The sequence below is a fragment of the Mangrovicoccus sp. HB161399 genome, assembly GCF_013184745.1.
Classification (GTDB): Bacteria; Pseudomonadota; Alphaproteobacteria; order Rhodobacterales; family Rhodobacteraceae; genus Mangrovicoccus.
In genome coordinates this window covers 64,309-83,466 of the sequence record NZ_JAATVU010000003.1, presented here as the reverse complement: position 1 = coordinate 83,466, position 19,158 = coordinate 64,309, and the positions used below count along the sequence as shown (strand labels likewise).

Genomic DNA, 19,158 nt, shown 5'->3' with positions numbered 1-19,158 from the left:
GCCGCCGGCAAGCGGCGTATCGAGGGGAAAAAGGACAGACACCATGACCGATGCCTCCCTCGGTGCAGCGCCGCGCGATCCGGCGCGCACCACCTATGCGATCCTCGCGGCGATCAGCTGCTGCCACCTGCTGAACGACATGATGCAGTCGCTGCTGGCGGCGCTCTATCCGATGCTGAAGGCAGAGTTCGCGCTGGATTTCTGGCAGATCGGCCTCTTGACCTTCTGCTTCCAGGTCACGGCCTCGCTGCTGCAGCCGATGGTCGGCACCGTCACCGACCGGCATCCCTTCCCCTGGGCCCTGCCGATGGGCATGGCCGCGACCATGGCGGGGCTCCTGCTGCTGGCCTCGGCGCCGGGCTACGGGCTCCTGGTCTGCGGCGCCGGGCTGATCGGCATCGGCTCGTCCGTGTTCCACCCCGAGGCCTCGCGCGTGGCCCGTGCCGCGGCGGGCGGGCGCTTCGGCCTGGCGCAGTCGGTCTTCCAGGTCGGCGGCAATTTCGGCACCGCGCTCGGGCCGCTGCTGGCCGCCTTCATCGTCGTGCCCTTCGGCCGCGGCTCGGTCGCCTGGTTCGCGGCGGCCGCCCTGCTCGGCATGGCCATCCTTTCGCAGGTCAGCCGCTGGCATGCCCGCGAGCGCCTGGCCTCGGCCCGCCGCCGCGCCGCCGCCCCGGCCGCCACCCTGCCGCGGCGCCGCGTCGCGATCGCCGTCGCCGTGCTGCTGGCGCTCCTATTCTCGAAGCAGGTCTACATGGCGTCGATGTCGAGCTACTACACCTTCTTCCTGATCGACCGCTTCGGCCTCGACACGACCGGCGCGCAGCGGATGCTGTTCCTGTTCCTCGCGGCGGTGGCAGTCGGCACGGTGATCGGCGGACCGGTGGGAGACCGGATCGGGCGGCGCACGGTGATCTGGATCTCGATCCTCGGCGTCCTGCCCTTCACCCTCCTGCTGCCGCACGCCTCGCTTTTCTGGACCGGCGTGCTGTCGGCGATCATCGGCGTCATCATCGCCTCGGCCCTGCCCGCGATCATCGTGCTGGCGCAGGAACTGATGCCGACCCGCGTCGGCACCATGGCGGGGCTGTTCTTCGGCGCGGCCTTCGGCGTCGCCGGGATCGCGGCAGCGGCTCTCGGCCTGATCGCCGATGCCACCGGGATCGGCCCGGTCTTCGCGATCTGCTCGGTTCTGCCGGTCTTCGGCCTGCTGACCGTTTTCCTGCCACGCCGCGCCGAGCTGGGCTGAGCCTCCGGGCTCAGCGCTTCTTCTTCGGTCCCAGGACGTTGCGGATCGAGAAGCTGGAATGGATCCGCAGCACGCCGGGCAGGCGCGACAGCACCTCCTTGTGGATCCGCTCGAAATCGGCGGCGCTGTCGGCCTGCACGCGCAGCAGGTAGTCCGCGCCGCCGGTCATCAGGTAGCATTCGTGGATTTCGGGGTGCTTCCGGACCGCCGCCTCGAAGCGGTCGAACACCTCCTCGGTCTGGCGCTCCAGCGTGATGTTGATGATCACGGCGATGGTCGGCTCGCCGGTGACCGTGCCGGTGACCACCGTGTAGCCGAGGATGACCCCCTGTTCCTCCAGGAGCCGCACCCGGCGCAGGCAGGCCGAAGCAGAGAGCCCCACGGCATTGGCCAGATCGACATTCGAAATGCGGGCATTCTGCCGGAGCAGATTGAGAATCTTGCGATCGATCTGGTCGAAACCGGACATGCGGAACCTTGCGTTTTGGCCGCAGGATCTACGGCTTTTCCGGTTTAATTGAAAGGATCGGCGGAAGATAGGCGCCTTCTGCCAAATGATCCGTCCTAGAACGCGGACATTCCGGCTGCCAGGCAGCCTGAGCCCTCCCCGGTCCCCCGGTCAAATAGTGAGAGACGCTATGAAAGTCGCAATCCTCGGTGCCGGCGTGATCGGCGTGACCTCTGCCTACTACCTCGCCCGCGCCGGCCACCAGGTCACCGTGATCGACCGCCAGGAGAGCCCCGCGCTCGAGACCAGCTTCGCCAATGCCGGCCAGGTCTCGCCGGGCTATTCCGCACCCTGGGCTGCGCCGGGCATCCCGCTCAAGGCCATGAAATGGCTGATGATGCATCACGCCCCGCTGATCCTGCATGCCAGGAACGACCTGCCGACCCTGCGCTGGCTGGGCGAGCTGCTGGCGAACTGCACCTCCGCCGCCTATGCGGTGAACAAGTCGCGCATGGTCCGCGTCGCCGAGTACAGCCGCGACTGCCTGAAGGAGCTGCGCGCCGAGCTGGACCTGCCCTATGACGGCCGCCAGCAGGGCACGCTGCAGCTGTTCCGCAAGCAGGCGCAGGTCGAGGCGATGGCGAAGGACGTCGCGGTGCTCAAGGCCGACGGCGTGCCCTTCGAGGTGCTGGACACCGATGGCTGCATCGCCGCGGAGCCGGGCCTGGCCGCCTCGCGCAACAAGATCGTCGGCGGACTGCGCCTGCCGGGCGACGAGACCGGCGACTGCTTCCTCTTCACCAACGCGCTGGCGAAGGAATGCGAGAAGCTCGGCGTCGAGTTCCGCTACGGCGTCGACATTGCCGGGCTGGAGAGCCGCGGCGACAAGGTGACCGGCATCCGCACCGGTTCCGGCACCTTCGAGGCCGATGCCGTCGTCACCGCGCTCGGCAGCTATTCGACCGCGCTGCTGAAGCCGCTGGGAATCCGCCTGCCGGTGCGCCCGGTGAAGGGCTACTCGATCACCGCGCCGGTCAAGGACGCCTCGCGCGCGCCGGAATCCACCGTGATGGACGAGACCTTCAAGGTCGCGATCACCCGGCTCGGCGACCGCATCCGCGTCGGCGGCATGGCGGAAATCGCGGGCTTCGACCTGTCGCTGTCCGAGCGCCGCCGCGAAACCCTGGTCCATTCGCTCGAGTCGCTGTTCGGCGGCGCGGCGGATCTGGCCAAGGCCGACCTGTGGAGCGGACTGCGCCCGATGACGCCGGACGGCACGCCGGTGATCGGCCGCACGAAATTCTCGAACCTGTGGCTGAACACCGGCCACGGCACGCTGGGCTGGACCATGTCCTGCGGCTCCAGCCGCGTCCTAGCCGACATGCTGTCCGGCCGCCGCCCGGATATCGACGCCACCGATCTGGGGCTGGAGCGCTACCAGCGCCGCCGCGCCCGCCCCGCCGCCAAGATGACCCACAAGGAAAGCCTCGCATGACCTCGAAAATCGACGCCCGCCTCGCCGAACTCGGCCTGACCCTGCCCGAGACACCGGCGCCGGTCGCCAACTACCTGCCCTTCGTCATCGCAGGCAACATCGTGCATGTCTCGGGCCAGGTCAGCTCGGACGGCCAGGGCGGCCTCAAGGGCCGGCTCGGCGACACCGCGAGCCTCGGGGACGGCGTCGCGGCGGCGAAGCTCTGCGGCCTGGCGCTGATCGCCCAGCTGCGCGCGGCCTGCGGCGGCGATCTCGACCGGGTGAAGCGCGTCGTGCGCCTCGGCGGCTTCGTCGCCTCGGCGCCGGACTTCTTCGACCAGCCCAAGGTCGTCAACGGCGCCTCCGACCTGATGGTCGAGGTCTTCGGCGATGCGGGCCGCCATGCCCGCGCCGCGGTCGGCGTCGCCGCGCTCCCGGCGGGCTTCGCCGTCGAGATCGACGGGATCTTCGAAATCGAGTGACCCGTTCCGCGGGGGGCCGGGCACCGTCCCGCCCCCGCGCTTTTCCTCCTCCGGAATGCTGCACCCGCATCTACGACCAAAGTAGCAATGCGACTTTCCGCCTGCGTCATTGTGCGCCAAGCGATCCGTGGTAGCGTTTCCGTGAGGGAGGAAAAAACATGCTTCATTTCACGATTGGCCTGGCGATCGGGCTGTTGATCGTATCTCCGGTGATTGCCCTGGTGCTGTTTGCAGGGCTGGAATCTCGCAAGCCGAAGGAGCGCCCGCGCCACCGGCCCGCAGACATCCTGCCGTTCGACATGGCGCGCCCGCGCAGCAAGCTGCCGCGCAAGCCCGGCCTGACCGCCTGATCCCGCCCGGGTCCGGCTGCCGCCCGCAAGAGGCGGGGCCGGACCCGGCGGATGGCGATCTGGCCGTCCCGCTGCGGTCCACGTCCCGGGCCGCTGGGCCGGAGCTTCGACGCCCGGCCCTTTTCCATGTCACCGGCACATCCGCCGCCCGGTCCCAGCCCGAACCGCCCCCGGCCGGGACGCCTCGCCGCCGGATCAGAAGGTCGGCGGGGTGCAGGCGCTGAACAGGACGCAGGGTTCTGGTCCCACCTGCCGGAACCGGTGCGGCAGGCGGCTGTCGAAGTAATACGCGTCGCCCGGCCCGAGGATCTTCCGCTCCTCGCCCACCGTGATCTCGATCCGCCCCGAAATGACGATGCCGCCCTCCTCCGCCTCGTGGCCGTACATCACCCGGCCCGTGTCCGCGCCCGGCGCATAGGTCTCCTTCAAAAGCATCATCGCCCGCCCGAACAGCGTGCCGCCGACCTGGCGCAGCGACAGCTTGCCCTTGCCGATCTCGGTCAGTTCCTCGGCGGCGTAGAAGATCTGCCGCTCGGGATCGGGCTGGAACTCGAAGAAGGCCGACAGGCTGATCGGGATGCCGTCGAGGATCTTCCGCAGCGCCCCCACCGAGGGGTTCATCTTTCCCGACTCGATCAGCGAAATCGTCGAATTCGGCACGCCCACCTTCTTGGCCAGCGCGCGCTGCGACAGCCCGGCCCGCTCGCGAGTCGCGCGCAGGCGAAGGCCCAGCTCGATATCCTCCGCGGGGATGTTGCGAGTGTTCACCATCGGCAAACTCCTGTTTCCCTATTTAATGAATACAACAGCTTGCGGGAAGATAGAAACAGACTTTTTTCGCCATCCAAAACCCTGTCTATGCCGGGAAACACCGCTTCCCAAGGAACATGACGATGGCAAATGCAGCCCTTGAAACCCGCCGCAAGGCGGCGCTCGCCCGTGGCGTGGGCGTCCTGACGGATCACTACGCCATCCGTGCCGAGAACACCGAGCTCTGGGATGCCGACGGCAACCGCCTGCTCGATTTCGCCTCCGGCATCGCCGTGCTGAACACCGGCCACCGCCACCCGAAGGTAGTCGCCGCGGTCGAGGCGCAGCTGGCAGCCTTCACCCATACCTGCCACCAAGTCGTCCCCTACGAACCCTATGTCCGGCTCGCCGAGCGGCTGAACGCCGCCGCGCCCGGCGACTTCGCGAAGAAGTCGGTCTTCGTCACGACCGGCGCCGAGGCGCTGGAGAACGCGGTCAAGATCGCCCGCGCCCATACCGGCCGCTCTGCCGTCATCACCTTCCAGGGCGGCTTCCACGGCCGGACCTTCATGACCATGGCGATGACCGGCAAGGTCGCGCCCTACAAGATCGGCTTCGGCCCGCTGATGGGCGAGGTGTTCCACGCGCCCTACCCCTATGCGCAGCACGGCGTCTCGGTCGATGACAGCTTCAGGGCGCTGGAAAAGCTCTTCAAGGCCGATGTCGATCCCGCCCGCGTCGCCGCGATCGTGTTCGAGCCTGTGCAGGGCGAAGGCGGCTTCTTGCCCGCGCCCAAGGAATTCGTCACCCGGCTGCGCGCGCTCTGCGACCGCCACGGCATCGTGCTGATCGCCGACGAGGTGCAGACCGGCTTTGCCCGCACCGGCACCGTCTTCGCGATGGAGCAGCACGAGGCGGCGGCCGACCTGATCACCGTGGCGAAATCGCTGGGCGGCGGCTTCCCGATCGCCGGCGTCGTCGGCCGCGCCGAGATCATGGACGCCCCGATCCCCGGCGGCCTCGGCGGCACCTATGGCGGCAACCCGCTGGCCGTGGCCGCGGCCAATGCCGTGCTCGACGTGATCGAAGAGGAACGCCTCTGCGAGCGCGCCGTCGAGCTGGGCGGCCGGCTGAAGGCGCATCTGGGCAGGCTGGCCGCCATCGTGCCGGAACTCGTGGAGATCCGCGGACCGGGCTTCATGGTCGCCGCCGAGTTCGCCGCGGCCGATGGCAGCCCCGCCACCGATCTGGTGAACCGCATCCGCCTCGAGGCGCTGGCGCGCGGGCTGCTGCTGCTGACCTGCGGCATCCACGGCAACGTCATCCGCTTCCTCGCGCCGCTGACCATCCCCGAAGCGCAGTTCGACGAGGCGATGGCGATCCTCGCAGAGGCCTGCAGGGCCGCAACCGCAACCGCAGGAAGCAAGGAAACCGTCGATGCTTGATGCGTTCGGACTCGTGAACAAGCTGAAGGACCCGAGCCTTCTGGAAACCCGCGCCTTCGTCGGCGGCCAGTGGACCGCCGCGGCGAAGACCTTCCCGGTGGAGAACCCCGCCACCGGAGAGGTGATCGCCCATGTCGCCGATCTGGGCGCTGCCGATGTCGCCGCCGCAATCGCGGCGGCCCGCGCGGCCAAGCCCGGCTGGGCGGCGAAATCCGGCAAGGAGCGCTCGGCGGTCCTGCGCGCGCTGCATGACCTGATCCTCGCCAATGCCGACGACCTGGCAACGATCCTGACGGCCGAAATGGGCAAGCCCTGGGCCGAGGCGCGCGGCGAGATCCTCTACGGCGCCTCCTATGTCGAGTGGTTCGCCGAAGAGGCCAAGCGCATCTACGGTGACTTCATCCCCGGCCACACCGCCGACAAGCGGCTGGTGGTCGTGAAGCAGCCCGTCGGCGTCGTCGGCGCGATCACGCCCTGGAATTTCCCGAACGCCATGCTGGCGCGCAAGCTGGCCCCGGCGCTGGCGGCGGGCTGCACCATGGTGGCGCGGCCGTCCGAGTTCACGCCGCTTTCGGCCACGGCTCTGGCGGTGCTGGCCGAGCGCGCGGGCGTGCCCGCGGGCGTCTTCAACCTGGTGACCGGTCTCGACGCGGCGGGGATGGGCAAGGCGCTCTGCGACAGCCCGGACGTGGCCAAGCTGACCTTCACCGGCTCCACCCGCGTCGGCAAGATCCTTATGCGCCACGGCGCCGACACGGTGAAGAAGATCTCGCTGGAGCTGGGCGGCAACGCGCCGTTCCTCGTCTTCGACGACGCCGACCTGGACGCGGCGGTCGAGGGCGCGATGGCGGCCAAGTTCCGCAACAACGGCCAGACCTGCGTCTGCGCCAACCGGATCTACGTGCAGGCGGGCATTGCCGACGCCTTTGCCGCCAAGCTGGCCGAAGCGATGAAGGGGCTGGTGCTGGGCGACGGCTTTGCCGAGGGCGTCAATACCGGGCCGCTGATCAACGCTGCGGCGCTGGCCAAGGTAGAGGACCATATCGCCGATGCGGTGGCCAAGGGCGCCACGGTCGCGACCGGCGGCAAGCGGTCCGAACTGGGCGGCACTTTCCACGAGCCGACGCTGCTCAAGGGCGTGACGCAGGAGATGACGGTCGCCCGCGAGGAGACCTTCGGTCCGCTCGCCCCGCTGGTGACCTTCGCCACCGAGGCCGAGGGCGTGGCCCATGCCAACGCGACCGAGTTCGGGCTGGCAAGCTACTTCTACACGAAGGATCTCGCCCGCGCCTGGCGGGTCGGCGAGGCGCTGGAAACCGGCATGGTCGGGATCAACACCGGCGCGATCTCCTCGGAGATCGCCCCCTTCGGCGGGGTGAAGCAGTCCGGACAGGGCCGCGAGGGCTCCAAGTACGGCTGCGACGACTACCTGGAGATCAAGACCATGACCTTCGGCGGCATCGCCTGAGACCACAGCAGGCCGGACGGAGGCGCTCCCGCAAGGGGGCGCCTTTTTCCGTTTGCGCGCGTCAGAAAGTCGGAGGGGTCGAGGCGCTGACCACGACGCAGCGATCCGGACCGATATTGCGGAAGCGGTGCGGCTTGGTGCTGGCGAAGAGATAGGCGTCGCCCGGGCGCAGCACCTCGGCGCGGCCGTCGACCTCCAGCAGCAGCTCGCCCTCGATGACGAAGCCGCCCTCCTCACCCTCATGGGCATAGGGCTCGCCGGTATCGGCGCCGGGTTCGTAGATCTCGTGCAGCAGGAGCAGCGCGCTGTCCTTGCCGGTGCCGACCCGGCGCAGCGTCAGGGTGTTGAGCGGCAGGTCGATCCCCGCCTCGGCCACCTGGGCCGGGGTGATCTTCTTCAGCTCGTCATGGCGGAAGACGAAGCGGTCGGCCTGCGGCTCCTCGTCCTCCTGGAAGAACTCCGACAGCGTCAGGCCGAGCACGCCGAGGATCTTCTTCAGCGAGGAGATCGACGGGCTGGTCTTGTTGCCCTCGATCAGCGAGATCATCCCGTTGGTGACCCCCGCCCGCGCCGCGATCTCGCGCTGCGACAGGTTCCGCGCCGTGCGCACCTCGCGCAGCCTTGCGCCCACATCAAAATCCATCGCGGCCTGTCCGTCCCCGTTCTGCAAAGCGGCTGGCGCAGCATAGCCCCCGCTCCCGGCGGGGAACAGATGGCGCCGCGCCTGTCCTTGCGCCAATTTCCGCCCCCCCGGCAAGCCCTGCCGGAGCGCTCGATATATTCAACGGCCCCCATGACGCGGAAAGGCGCCCGGATCGCGGGATCCGGGCGCCTCCGCAGGCCGGAAGGGGGGTCGGCCGCTACTGGATGCCCATCAGCATGCGCGGCAGCCACAGCGACAGCGCCGGGACGAAGGTGACGATCATGGTCATCGGCAGGTGCCCGAAAACCAGGAACTTCAGCGTCGGCCCGATATACTTGTCGAGGGTCAGCTTCGACACGCCGCCGGCCATGTAGAGCATCGGCGCGCAGGGCGGCGAGACGTTTCCGAGGCCGAGATTGGTGCCGACGATGGCGGCGAAATGGATCGGGTGGATGCCCAGCTCCTTGATCACCGGCAGGAAGATGATCGCCGCCAGGACCGAGCCCGAGATGTCGTCGACGATCATGCCGATGAAGAGCAGCACCAGGTTGATCAGCAGCAGGATGACGATCTTGTTGTCCGACAGCGACAGCATCGCCTCGGAGACCTCCTTGGGCACCTGCTGCAGGATCATCGCGCGGCTCATCATGAAGAGGAAGAACAGAACCGAGACGATGGACCCGGTGGTGATCGCCGCGCGCACGAAGGACGTGGCGAAGCTCTTCGGGGTCAGCCCGCGATAGACCAGGAAGCCGACCGGAATCGCATAGACCAGCGCGATGGCCGCGGCCTCGGTGGGGGTGGCGATGCCGGAATAGATCACGCCGAGGATCAGCACCGGCATCAGCAGCGCCCAGAAGGCGCGGATGCCGGACCGGCCGATGGTGCGGACCGTCTCCGCCGGGCTCAGCGGGGGCTCCACCCGGATCGTGTCGACCTTGCGCAGGAAGACGAAGTTCAGGATCACGTAGACGGCGCCGAGCAGGATGCCCGGGACCAGCGTCGACAGGAAGGCCGCGCCCACGGAGAGCCCGCCGGTGATCGCGAAGACGATCATCGGGATCGAGGGCGGGATCATCAGCGCCAGCACCGAGGAACAGGCGACCAGCGCGGTGGCATGTCCGGCCGGGTAGCCTTCGCGCACCATGCGCGGGATCATGATCTGGCCGATCGCGGCGATGGCTGCGGAGGACGAGCCCGAGATCGCGCCGAACAGCGCGCAGGTGATCACCGTGACGGCGCCGAGACCGCCCTTGATCCGGCCGACGAAGGCATTGACGAAATCGAGCAGCCGCTCGGAAATCCCGCCCTCGGCCATCAGCGTGCCGGCGAGCACGAAGAGCGGCAGCGCCAGCAGCGCGAAGCCCGAGGTGGTCTGGTAGGCATAGGGGATCAGGAAGGACACGTCCGAGCCGGTGGCGACGCCGAAGACCAGTGCCCCGGTGCCGAAGGCCAGCGCGATCGGCATCTCGGCCAGCAGAAGGATCACCACCAGCGCCATGGAAAGGAAGAACAGCGTCATTGGAGGGGGTCCCCCTGTCGGGCGGCCAGCAGCGCGGGGTTGCGCAGGGCGATGACCTGGTTTGCGAATTGCAGGACGAGATAGAGGATCATGCCGCCGAAGCCCGCGACCAGCGACGAGGACCACAGCCAGCGGGGCCAGCGCATGAACGGGCTCATCCGGCCCTTTTCGATCTCGAACAGAGAATACTGGATGGCGTACCAGCCCAGCACCGCGGCGGCGGCGATGGAGATGGCGGTGACGGCGATGCGGATGGCCTGGATGCTGCGGGCGTCGCGGATGACCAGGGTCAGGATGCCGCCCTGGATATGTTCGCCCTGGCGCGTGACGTAGGCCATGCCGAGGAAGTAGATCCAGACGCCGAAGAGCAGCGCGATCTCCTCGATGCCGACGAAGGGCGACTGGAAGACATAGCGCAGGAGCACCTGCGCGAACATCAGCCCGGCGAGAGCCAGGCCGAAGAGGAAGAGCGCGGCGAAGATCAGCCTCGCCAGGACAGACTCGGCGGCGAGAATGGCGCGGTGCAGGCCGTGCGTTTCCCATTCGGGGATCGCGTTGACCTGCTCGGGAGGTTCGGAGGGCTCCAGCTCGGCGACGTAATGGTACGAGGCCGCGCCGACCGGAGCATGCGGATGCTGGTGGGAGATGCGGGACATGGGAGGGTTCCGGCTGTTGCGGGCGGGGACCGGCCGGACCGGCCCCCGCGGGGCGTCATTCGATGCCGGCGGCCTTGCGCAGCTTGGCCATGATCTCGGGGCCGACGACTTCTTCCATCGCGGGCCACTCGTTTTCGTAGACGATCGCCTTGGCCTTCGCCATCTGCGCGTCATCCAGCCTGATCACTTCAACACCCTCGGCTTCGAGCTTTGCAAGATATTCATCGCTCTTGGCTTCGGCTTCGCCCCAGGCTGCGCCGATCTCCTTGTCCGCCGCGGCCTGCAGCTCATCGCGGTCCGCCGCGTCGAGCCCTTCCCACCAGTCCTTGTTGACCAGCCAGAAGGCGGCATCGAAATAGTCGTTGGTCAGGATCGTGGCATCGAGCACGTCGCGCATGTTGTAGCTCTCGACCGCGGTCGAGAAGGCACGGGCATCGACCGTGCCGAGCTGCAGCGCGGTGTAGACTTCGGCCAGCGGGATCGGCACGGCGGAGAAGCCGAAATTGGCGAAGCGGTCGACGCCGATCGCCACGCCGGGCACGCGGATCTTCACGCCGCGGCCATCCTCGGGGAAGTTCGTCGGCCGCGCATCGACTCCCTTGCGGATCACGATGGAGCCGAAATCGGCGGGCACGATGCCGATGGCCACGAGGTCCAGATCGGACAGGATGTCATTGTATATGCGCAGCATTTCCGAACCTGGTCCGTAGACGGCACGGGCGCTTTCCCAGTCGGAGGCGACATAGCCCAGCCAGGTCAGATCGAGCCGCGGGTCGAATTCGGAGGCCGCCCAGGTGATCGACATCGGCACCACGCCCTGCATGGTCTGCTCGAAGATCGAGGTCCAGTCGCCGAGATCGCCGGCCGGGTGGTAGGCGACGTCGAAATCGCCGCCGAGATCGGCGATGAAATTCTCGGACAGGACGTGGAAGACATGCTCGGAATTCATCGCATGGGCGAGGATGAAGGACTCCCCCGCGGCGGCGGGACCCGATGCGGCGGCGAAGAGAGCAGTGGCGGCGGCGGTGGCGCGGAAGGCTGTCGCGATGGACATGTTCGGTCTCCGGTTGATGCGGGATTGCCCCTCGGGCAAAGGATGCGGCCGGGTAGCACGCAGCCTCACATGTCACAAATATATTAAACGTTCTGATCGCCAAATTGACGGAATTTCGCGATATTTCCGCGCCGATCGGCCAGACGGCGTTTCAATCCTGCCCTGTTTCGCATCTTTCGCCGAACGCGCCGCCCAGAATGCATTCAAATGTTAAACTGTCGGCACCCCGTGATTAAACACCATGCCCGAATCCGGCGGAACGGCGGCCCGCCTCGGGCCGCGCCGGAACCACCCTGGGGGCGTATTCCTTCGACTTGGACCCGCATGCCGTGTACCCTGAGCCAGCCAACAGGAGGAGGAATGCGCATGACAGAAGAATTGCGGCCGGGCTTCCAGATCAAGACGGCGGTCCTCAAGGCCATCGAGGATGACGACGCCGTGGCGGAGATCGTCCAGAGGACCTTGGCCCAGCTGGACATCGGACCGCCGCGCGGCGCGGGACCCGAAGACCGCGCACCCGACCCGGATGCCGGCTTCGATCCCGGCTTCGACACGGATTCCGACGGCGGCTGGAGCGACCTGTTCTGACCTGCCGGCCCCCGGCCCGCGCGGCGCCCTGCCGCGCGGCCATCGCCGCGGCTAGCCCCAGCCTTCCGGCAGGGCAGCGCCGAAGCGCGCGCGGCAGAACTCGTATTGCGGCGCCAGCACCTCGCGGAAGGCCCGGCGGGCCTCTTCCGGCAGCGGCGCCTCCAGCTTCGTGCGGTTGACGCGCGCCGCCCCGTCCGCGCCCGCAGGGCCGATCCCGAGCCGGTTGCAGAGCGTCCCGAAGCCTTCCCCTGCCAGAGTCTCCGAGAACAGGACGGCGATCTCCTCCGGGGCGAAGGCCTGCTCCATGTCCAGGATCGTGCCGCTGTAGTCGGAACGCGCTAGCACCGCCGGGTCGCGCAGCAGTTCCGGCCAGTCCCGGCAGGGATCAACGCCGCGGTTCAGCTGCGGCAGGAAGCGAAGATGCGACCAGAGCCGCTCCACCGGGTCGCGCAGGATGAAAAGCAGCCGCGGCACCACCTGCTGGACCTCGCAGGCATGGCGCATGAAGCGGAACCCCTCCGCGCCGATGCAGGCATAGGCCGGGGTGATATCGGCCAGAACCCGGGTCCGCGGTCGGACCAGGCTGGCGAAATGCTCGAAATAGGCACTGTCGTCATAGATCATGCGCAGCCGGTCGACGCTGGCGCGGAAGGCGGGACGGGTCCGCAGGTTCTCCGCGGGATCGCCGGGCTGGCCCATATGGAAGGCCAGGCGGTGCATGGCCAGCGCCTCGGGATCGGCCGCCGCGCCGCCGCCTCCGAACTTGGCATCGAAGAAATGCACCTCCTTCAGCGGCGAGACCGCGACATCCGGCATGGCGCGGAACTGCGAGAACAGCCAGCTGGTCGCCGCCTTCATCGCCCCGACGCAGATCAGGAAGGTCCGGCCCTCCAGCCCGTCCACGCGGCGCAGCGGCGGCCCCTGCCCGGTCCAGCCGCCCGGCACTGGAATGCGATGCGCGTCGATGGCCATGATGCCTCCCCGGATGCGGCCAGCCTAGGGCAGGCCCACGGACCGGGAAAGCGGAATATGAAAGGCCTGCCGCCGGGCGTCCGCGGCCCGGATGTGAGCAACTTTCATAGTCTCGTTGAAGATTATGAGTTTGGCTTTGGCTGCCAAAACATGTAGCGCGGGTCCGTCCGTGCGAAAGGTGGCCCGAAATGCTGAAACTCTCTCCTGTCTTCGAAGACATCCGCAAGGCCGCTTCCGAGCGCATCCTGATCCTCGACGGCGCGATGGGGACGCAGATCCAGCTTCTGGGCCTATCGGAGGGCGATTTCCAGGGCTGCGGCGGCGGGGCCTGCTCCTGCCACCTTCCCCATGACAGCGACAAGCCGCAGAAGGGCAACAACGACCTTCTCAACCTGACGCGCCCGGACGTCATCGAGGACATCCACTACCGCTATGCCATGGCCGGCGCGGATATCGTCGAGACCAACACCTTTTCGTCTACCACCATCGCGCAGGCCGACTACGCGATGGAGGGCGCGGTGCGCGACCTCAACGTCGAGGGCGCGCGGCTGGCGCGCAAGGCAATGGACCGCGCCGAGGCAGAGGACGGCCGCAAGCGCTTCGTCGCGGGCGCGCTCGGCCCGACCAACCGCACCGCCTCGATCTCGCCCGACGTGAACAACCCGGGCTACCGGGCGGTGACCTTCGACCAGCTGAAGGATGCCTATGCCGAACAGGCCCGCGCCCTGATCGAGGGCGGCGCCGATATCCTGCTGATCGAGACGATCTTCGACACGCTGAACGCCAAGGCCGCGATCTTCGCCTGCGAGCTGGTCTTCGAGGAAATCGGCATGCGCCTGCCAGTGATGATCTCGGGCACGATCACCGACCTGTCGGGCCGCACCCTCTCGGGGCAGACGCCGACCGCCTTCTGGCATTCGGTGCGCCATTCCGAGCCGCTGACCATCGGCCTGAACTGCGCGCTCGGCGCCGCGGCGATGCGCGCCCATATCGACGAGATCTCGGGCGTCGCCGACACGCTGGTCTGCGCCTATCCCAATGCCGGCCTGCCGAACGAGATGGGCGAATACGACGAGACGCCGGACCAGATGGCCGCGCAGGTCGCCGAATTCGCCCGCGACGGTCTGGTGAACATCGTCGGCGGCTGCTGCGGCTCGACCTATGACCATATCCGCGCCATTGCCGCGGCGGTGAAGGACTGCGCCCCGCGCGCCATCCCGGAACAGGCGCCGCTTATGCGGCTCTCGGGGCTGGAACCCTTCGTGCTGACCCCGGAAATCCCCTTCGTGAACGTCGGCGAGCGGACGAATGTCACCGGCTCGGCCAAGTTCCGCAAGCTGATCACGAACGGCGACTATGCCGAAGCGCTGGATGTCGCGCGCCAGCAGGTCGAGAACGGCGCCCAGATCATCGACGTCAACATGGACGAGGGCCTGATCGACTCCAAGCAGGCGATGATTGAATTCCTCAACCTCATCGCGGCCGAGCCCGACATCGCCCGCGTGCCGGTGATGATCGACAGCTCGAAATGGGAGGTGATCGAGGCCGGGCTGAAATGCGTGCAGGGCAAGGCCGTCGTCAACTCGATCTCGATGAAGGAGGGCGAGGCGCTGTTCCTGGAGCAGGCCCGGCTCTGCCGCCGCTACGGCGCGGCCGTGATCGTCATGGCCTTCGACGAGACCGGGCAAGCCGATACCGAGGACCGCAAGGTCGAGATCTGCACCCGTGCCTACAAGCTGCTGACCGAGGAAGTCGGCTTCCCGCCAGAGGACATCATCTTCGACCCGAACGTCTTTGCCGTGGCCACCGGCATCGAGGAGCACGACAATTACGGCGTCGACTTCATCGAGGCGACGCGGCGGATCACGACGGACTGCCCGCATGTCCATATCTCGGGCGGCGTGTCGAACCTCAGCTTCTCCTTCCGCGGCAACGAGCCGGTGCGCGAGGCGATGCACGCCGTGTTCCTCTACCACGCCATCCAGAACGGCATGGACATGGGCATCGTCAACGCGGGCCAGCTGGCGGTCTATGACCAGATCGACGCCGGTCTGCGCGAGGCCTGCGAGGATGTCGTCCTGAACCGCACCCCCGCCAATGGCGGCTCGGCAACCGAAAACATGCTTGAGATCGCCGAGCGCTACCGCGGCCAAGGCGGCGCCAAGGGCCGCGAGAAGGACATGTCCTGGCGCGAATTCTCCGTCGAGAAGCGGCTGGAGCACGCGCTGGTCAACGGCATCACCGAATTCATCGACGCCGATACCGAAGAGGCCCGCCAGGCCGCCGAACGGCCGCTGCATGTCATCGAAGGCCCGCTGATGGCGGGGATGAACGTGGTCGGCGACCTCTTCGGCGCGGGCAAGATGTTCCTGCCGCAGGTGGTGAAATCCGCCCGCGTGATGAAGCAGGCCGTCGCCGTGCTGCTGCCCTACATGGAAGAGGAAAAGCGCCTGTCGGGCGGCGAGGGCCGCGAGAGCGCCGGCAAGGTGCTGATGGCCACCGTGAAGGGCGACGTCCACGACATCGGCAAGAACATCGTCGGCGTCGTGCTGGCCTGCAACAACTACGAGATCATCGACCTCGGCGTCATGGTTCCGGCGGAGAAGATCCTGCAGGTCGCCCGCGACGAGAAGGTCGATGTCATCGGCCTGTCGGGCCTGATCACGCCGTCTCTGGACGAGATGGTCCATGTCGCTGCCGAAATGGAACGCCAGGGCTATGACATCCCGCTGCTGATCGGCGGCGCGACGACCTCGAAAGTGCATACGGCCGTGAAGATCCATCCGCGCTATGCCAAGGGCCAGGCGGTCTATGTCACCGACGCCAGCCGCGCCGTCGGCGTGGTCTCGGCGCTGCTGTCGCCGACGCAGGTGGCGGATTATGTCGAGGGCGTGCGCGGCGAATATGCCGACGTCGCCGAGCGCCATGCCCGCGCCGAGCTGGCCAAGAAGCGGATCAGCCTGGCCGATGCCCGCGCCAATGCGCTGGCGCTGGAGCATGCCGGTACGAAGGCGCCGAGCTTCCTCGGCACCAAGGTCTGGGACAGCTGGGATCTGGCCGAACTGGCGGAGTACATCGACTGGACGCCGTTCTTCCAGACCTGGGAGATGAAGGGCGTCTATCCGCGCATCCTCGAGGACGAGAAGCAGGGCCCGGCGGCCAAGCAGCTCTTCGCCGACGCGCAGGCGATGCTGGAGAAGATCATCGCCGAGAAGTGGTTCACGCCGAAGGCGGTGGTCGGCTTCTGGCCTGCCAACCGCGACGGCGACGACATCCGGCTCTTTGCCGGCGAGGACCGGACCGGGACCCGTGCCGTGCTGCACACCCTGCGCCAGCAGACCGCGAAGCGCACCGGGCGGCCGAACGTGGCGCTCGCGGATTTCGTCGCGCCCGAGGGCACGGCGGACTATGTCGGCGGCTTCGTGGTGACGGCAGGTCCGGAAGAAGCCGAGATCGCGGCGCGGTTCGAGGCGGCGAACGACGACTATTCCTCGATCATGGTCAAGGCGCTGGCCGACCGCTTCGCCGAGGCCTTCGCCGAACGGATGCACGAGCTGGTGCGCACCGAACTCTGGGGCTATGCCGACGAAGACTTCGCGCCCGCAGAGCTGATCGCCGAACCCTATGAGGGCATCCGCCCGGCGCCGGGCTATCCGGCCCAGCCCGACCATACCGAGAAGACGGCTCTGTTCAAGCTTCTGGATGCCACCGCGGCGACCGGCGTGACCCTGACCGAGAGCTTCGCGATGTGGCCGGGTTCCTCGGTCTCGGGGCTCTACCTGGCGCATCCCGACAGCTACTATTTCGGCGTGGCGAAGGTGGAGCGCGACCAGGTCGAGGACTACGCGGCCCGCAAGGGCATGGGCGTCGAAGAGGTGGAGCGCTGGCTGGCGCCGATCCTGAACTACACGCCCGGCGGAGCCTCCGGGGTCGCCGCCGAGTGACGCCGGCCGCCCGAGTGCTGCGGCCGGAGTGACAGGAAGGCCCGACCCGGCTGGCCTGCGGCCTTTCTTCCCGGGGGCAGCCGGGTCGGGCCCGCGCCTGCCCCCGGACGGAACCGCGGGGTGTCAGGCGCCGAGGGCCGCCTCCAGAGATGCGGCGAAAGCCGGACCGTGGCCGAGCCCGGGGAAGAGCGTCAGAGCGCCCGGAACGCCCGCCGCGCGCAGGGCGGCATCGAGCTGCGGCAGCGCACCGACGGGAAGCTTTTCGCGCATGGCCAGCATCGCGCGCACCTGCGGCGTGTCGACCCGCGGCTTCGGCGCGGCCTCGGCCGTGCCCGACTCGAGATCGACCTGCATCTGCGGTGCCCCGCCCGCGGCGAGCCGGTCCAGCCAGCCCTGCCAGGCGCGGCCGCCATCCCACCAGAGCGACGGGCTGGCCGCCACGATCCGGGCAAAGGGCGCCCCCGCGAAGGCGGCATGGAGCGCGAAGAGCCCGCCATAGGAATGGCCCCAAAGCGTCCGCGCCTGCGGGTCGAGCGGGGCCAGGCGCTCCGCCTGCGGCAGGATCTGTCCGGTGATCCGGCCAAGGAAAGCCGCCGCGCCGCCCGCCGGACGGCCCGCGGGATCCTGCTGCGGACCCTCGGCAACCGGCGGCGTGAAATCCAGCGTCCGGTCCTCCAGCGCATAGCGCAGCGCGACGTCATGGCCGATGGCGAGCACTGCACGCGATCCGAGCGCTTCAGGCGGCATCCCCGCCAGCACCTCGCCCACCGCCGCCCCGTCGAGCGCGGCGAGGAGCGGCCAGCCGCCGGGCGGCGGATCGCGCTCGGGGACCAGCAGATGCATCCGCTGCGCCGCCAGCCCCGGCCCGCGCGGCACCAGGAAGCGGTGCAGGCGGATCCCGGGCGGCGGGGCGTCCCAGAGGCTCGGCAGCGACAGCTCCTGCACGGGCTGGGCCATCGCCGCGGCAGGCAGGGCAAGCCCGAGCGCCAGCGCCCGGCGGCGGCTGAGGCGGATCATGCGGAGGCCGTCCAGTAGGCGGAGAAATAGCCCTCCCCGGACAGCAGCCCTGCCCTGTCGCGGAACAGCGCCTTGGCCCGGCGGACGAGGCCGCGCTCGGCCGCGCACCAGACGAAGCGACTTTCCCCGGCCGCAGGCATCGGCACCGAGGCCATGGCCTCCGCCAGATCCGGCCCTGCCCCGCGCGCGAGCCAGGTCACCGAGATCCCCTCCGGCACCTCCAGCGGCAGCCGGTCGCGCGGATCGCCGGTCTCGATGAACACGTGGCCGCGCCGCTCCGGCGCCGAGCGCGCGAGAATCCGCCGGATGGCCGGCAGCGCGGTCTCGTCTCCGCCCATCAGGATCCAGCTGCCTTGCGGGAAGTCGCCGCCGCCGGGACCCGAGAGCGCGGCCTCCGCCCCGGGCTGCGCCGCGCGCGCCCAGTCGGTGGCGAGGCTGCCCTCGTGCTCGTAGAGGTCGAAGCTCATCGTGCCCGCCGCGGGGTCAAGGTCCACGAAGGTGTAGGCCGGCGTGTGCAGCGCATCTTCTCCCCTGGCCCAGACCGTGCGGCCGCGGTCATCGACAACCGGCCAGACCGGCGCGCGCCCAGGCCGCGGGAGCAGCAGGCGGAAATGCATGCCGCCCTCGGCAAAGGTCTCCAGCTGCTCCGAGCGCAGTTCCACCCGCAGGAAATTCGCGCCGATCCGCGTCACGCCCGCAACCGCAGCGAAGACGACGTTGGGCGGCAGGCTGCCCGGCACCGGGCCGCCGATCCAGTCCATCCGGTCGGTCAGCCCCTCGGCGGCATGATCGAGCATGTGCAGCATCGCGCCGCGCAGCCGCTGGACCGCAGTCGCGTCCCCGGCCTCGATGCGCACGCGGAAGCGGCCGCCGTCCAGGTCCATCTCCACCCTGCCGCCGCCGCTTTCCAGCAGCAGCGCGCCGGAGCGCAGCGCCGGGCTCTGCCCGTGTTCGCGCATCTCCTGCGCCACTCGGTCGATCAATCCGTCCGGGAACGGTCCGCGCGCCTCGCCGCGCGCCTCTGGGAGTGCCGTCATCGCCAGCATCCTTCCTCTGTCATGTCATTGGAAACGAAGGCTCGCAGGGCTGAGCGCCCCGG

17 protein-coding genes are annotated in these 19,158 nt (G+C 68.6%); 8 read left to right on the top strand and 9 right to left on the bottom strand.

The genetic code is table 11. The features are described from left to right. The first annotated feature begins 43 nt into the window (after positions 1-43). A complete protein-coding gene (locus HCC78_RS02660) occupies positions 44-1,246 on the top strand; it encodes an MFS transporter (protein WP_172327193.1) in 1,203 nt (400 codons plus the stop codon). Positions 1,247-1,256: 10 nt separating this feature from the next. On the opposite strand, the gene HCC78_RS02655 is transcribed toward HCC78_RS02660, so the two are convergent. Next, positions 1,257-1,715, bottom strand: a complete 459-nt coding sequence (locus HCC78_RS02655; protein ID WP_172327192.1) for an Lrp/AsnC family transcriptional regulator — start codon at positions 1,713-1,715, stop codon at positions 1,257-1,259. Between the two features lie 169 nt (positions 1,716-1,884). Between HCC78_RS02655 and HCC78_RS02650 the strand changes: the two genes are divergently transcribed. The 3 genes from HCC78_RS02650 to HCC78_RS02640 all read left to right on the top strand — a co-directional run bounded on the left by HCC78_RS02650 (position 1,885) and on the right by HCC78_RS02640 (position 4,000). Beyond that, on the top strand, positions 1,885-3,189 hold the full coding sequence (locus HCC78_RS02650; protein WP_172327191.1) for a D-amino acid dehydrogenase: 1,305 nt from the start codon (positions 1,885-1,887) through the stop codon (positions 3,187-3,189). Continuing rightward, positions 3,186-3,650 (top strand): RidA family protein, encoded by a 465-nt coding sequence (locus tag HCC78_RS02645; protein ID WP_172327190.1) that lies wholly within the window; start codon positions 3,186-3,188, stop codon positions 3,648-3,650. Before HCC78_RS02650 ends, HCC78_RS02645 begins: the two co-directional genes overlap by 4 nt. A gap of 158 nt (positions 3,651-3,808) precedes the next feature. Beyond that, the gene (locus tag HCC78_RS02640; RefSeq protein ID WP_172327189.1) at positions 3,809-4,000 is read left to right on the top strand and encodes a hypothetical protein; all 192 of its coding nucleotides are present in this window, start codon (positions 3,809-3,811) and stop codon (positions 3,998-4,000) included. 195 nt (positions 4,001-4,195) lie between these two features. Here the strand turns inward: HCC78_RS02640 and HCC78_RS02635 are convergent, their stop codons facing one another. Then, the gene (locus tag HCC78_RS02635) at positions 4,196-4,771 is read right to left on the bottom strand and encodes a cupin domain-containing protein (protein WP_172327188.1); all 576 of its coding nucleotides are present in this window, start codon (positions 4,769-4,771) and stop codon (positions 4,196-4,198) included. A gap of 122 nt (positions 4,772-4,893) precedes the next feature. Here HCC78_RS02635 and gabT point away from each other — a divergent pair, with 122 nt between their 5' ends. Continuing rightward, the gene (gene gabT, locus HCC78_RS02630) at positions 4,894-6,195 is read left to right on the top strand and encodes a 4-aminobutyrate--2-oxoglutarate transaminase (RefSeq protein ID WP_172327187.1); all 1,302 of its coding nucleotides are present in this window, start codon (positions 4,894-4,896) and stop codon (positions 6,193-6,195) included. Next, complete coding sequence (locus HCC78_RS02625; RefSeq protein ID WP_172327186.1) at positions 6,188-7,663, top strand: NAD-dependent succinate-semialdehyde dehydrogenase; 1,476 nt, start codon at positions 6,188-6,190, stop codon at positions 7,661-7,663. The genes gabT and HCC78_RS02625 overlap by 8 nt, the downstream gene beginning before the upstream one ends. Positions 7,664-7,724: 61 nt before the next feature. On the opposite strand, the gene HCC78_RS02620 is transcribed toward HCC78_RS02625, so the two are convergent. From HCC78_RS02620 to dctP, 4 genes are all read right to left on the bottom strand, one after another. Then, entirely contained in the window at positions 7,725-8,306 is a 582-nt protein-coding gene (locus tag HCC78_RS02620; RefSeq protein ID WP_172327185.1) for a cupin domain-containing protein, read from the bottom strand. Positions 8,307-8,523: 217 nt separating this feature from the next. After that, positions 8,524-9,828, bottom strand: coding sequence for a TRAP transporter large permease (locus HCC78_RS02615; protein WP_172327184.1), 1,305 nt, complete (start codon positions 9,826-9,828; stop codon positions 8,524-8,526). Next, complete coding sequence (locus HCC78_RS02610; RefSeq protein ID WP_172327183.1) at positions 9,825-10,484, bottom strand: TRAP transporter small permease; 660 nt, start codon at positions 10,482-10,484, stop codon at positions 9,825-9,827. The genes HCC78_RS02615 and HCC78_RS02610 overlap by 4 nt, the downstream gene beginning before the upstream one ends. Before the next feature lie 55 nt (positions 10,485-10,539). Beyond that, on the bottom strand, positions 10,540-11,538 hold the full coding sequence (gene dctP, locus HCC78_RS02605) for a TRAP transporter substrate-binding protein DctP (RefSeq protein ID WP_172327182.1): 999 nt from the start codon (positions 11,536-11,538) through the stop codon (positions 10,540-10,542). Between the two features lie 366 nt (positions 11,539-11,904). On the opposite strand from dctP, the gene HCC78_RS02600 reads away from it, so the two are divergent. Next, positions 11,905-12,126 (top strand): hypothetical protein, encoded by a 222-nt coding sequence (locus HCC78_RS02600; RefSeq protein ID WP_172327181.1) that lies wholly within the window; start codon positions 11,905-11,907, stop codon positions 12,124-12,126. A gap of 51 nt (positions 12,127-12,177) precedes the next feature. Here HCC78_RS02600 and HCC78_RS02595 read toward each other — a convergent pair whose 3' ends face one another. Next, on the bottom strand, positions 12,178-13,098 hold the full coding sequence (locus tag HCC78_RS02595; protein ID WP_253949007.1) for a sulfotransferase: 921 nt from the start codon (positions 13,096-13,098) through the stop codon (positions 12,178-12,180). Positions 13,099-13,286: 188 nt separating this feature from the next. On the opposite strand from HCC78_RS02595, the gene metH reads away from it, so the two are divergent. Then, on the top strand, positions 13,287-17,042 hold the full coding sequence (gene metH / locus HCC78_RS02590; RefSeq protein WP_172327180.1) for a methionine synthase: 3,756 nt from the start codon (positions 13,287-13,289) through the stop codon (positions 17,040-17,042). Positions 17,043-17,165: 123 nt separating this feature from the next. Here metH and HCC78_RS02585 read toward each other — a convergent pair whose 3' ends face one another. Both HCC78_RS02585 and HCC78_RS02580 read right to left on the bottom strand, forming a co-directional pair. Further along, entirely contained in the window at positions 17,166-18,059 is an 894-nt protein-coding gene (locus tag HCC78_RS02585; RefSeq protein ID WP_172327179.1) for an alpha/beta hydrolase, read from the bottom strand. Then, positions 18,056-19,096 carry an SIP domain-containing protein gene (locus HCC78_RS02580; RefSeq protein ID WP_172327178.1) on the bottom strand — a complete coding sequence of 347 codons (1,041 nt, stop codon included), beginning with the start codon at positions 19,094-19,096 and terminating at the stop codon, positions 18,056-18,058. The genes HCC78_RS02585 and HCC78_RS02580 overlap by 4 nt, the downstream gene beginning before the upstream one ends. Between the last annotated feature and the right edge of the window lie 62 nt (positions 19,097-19,158).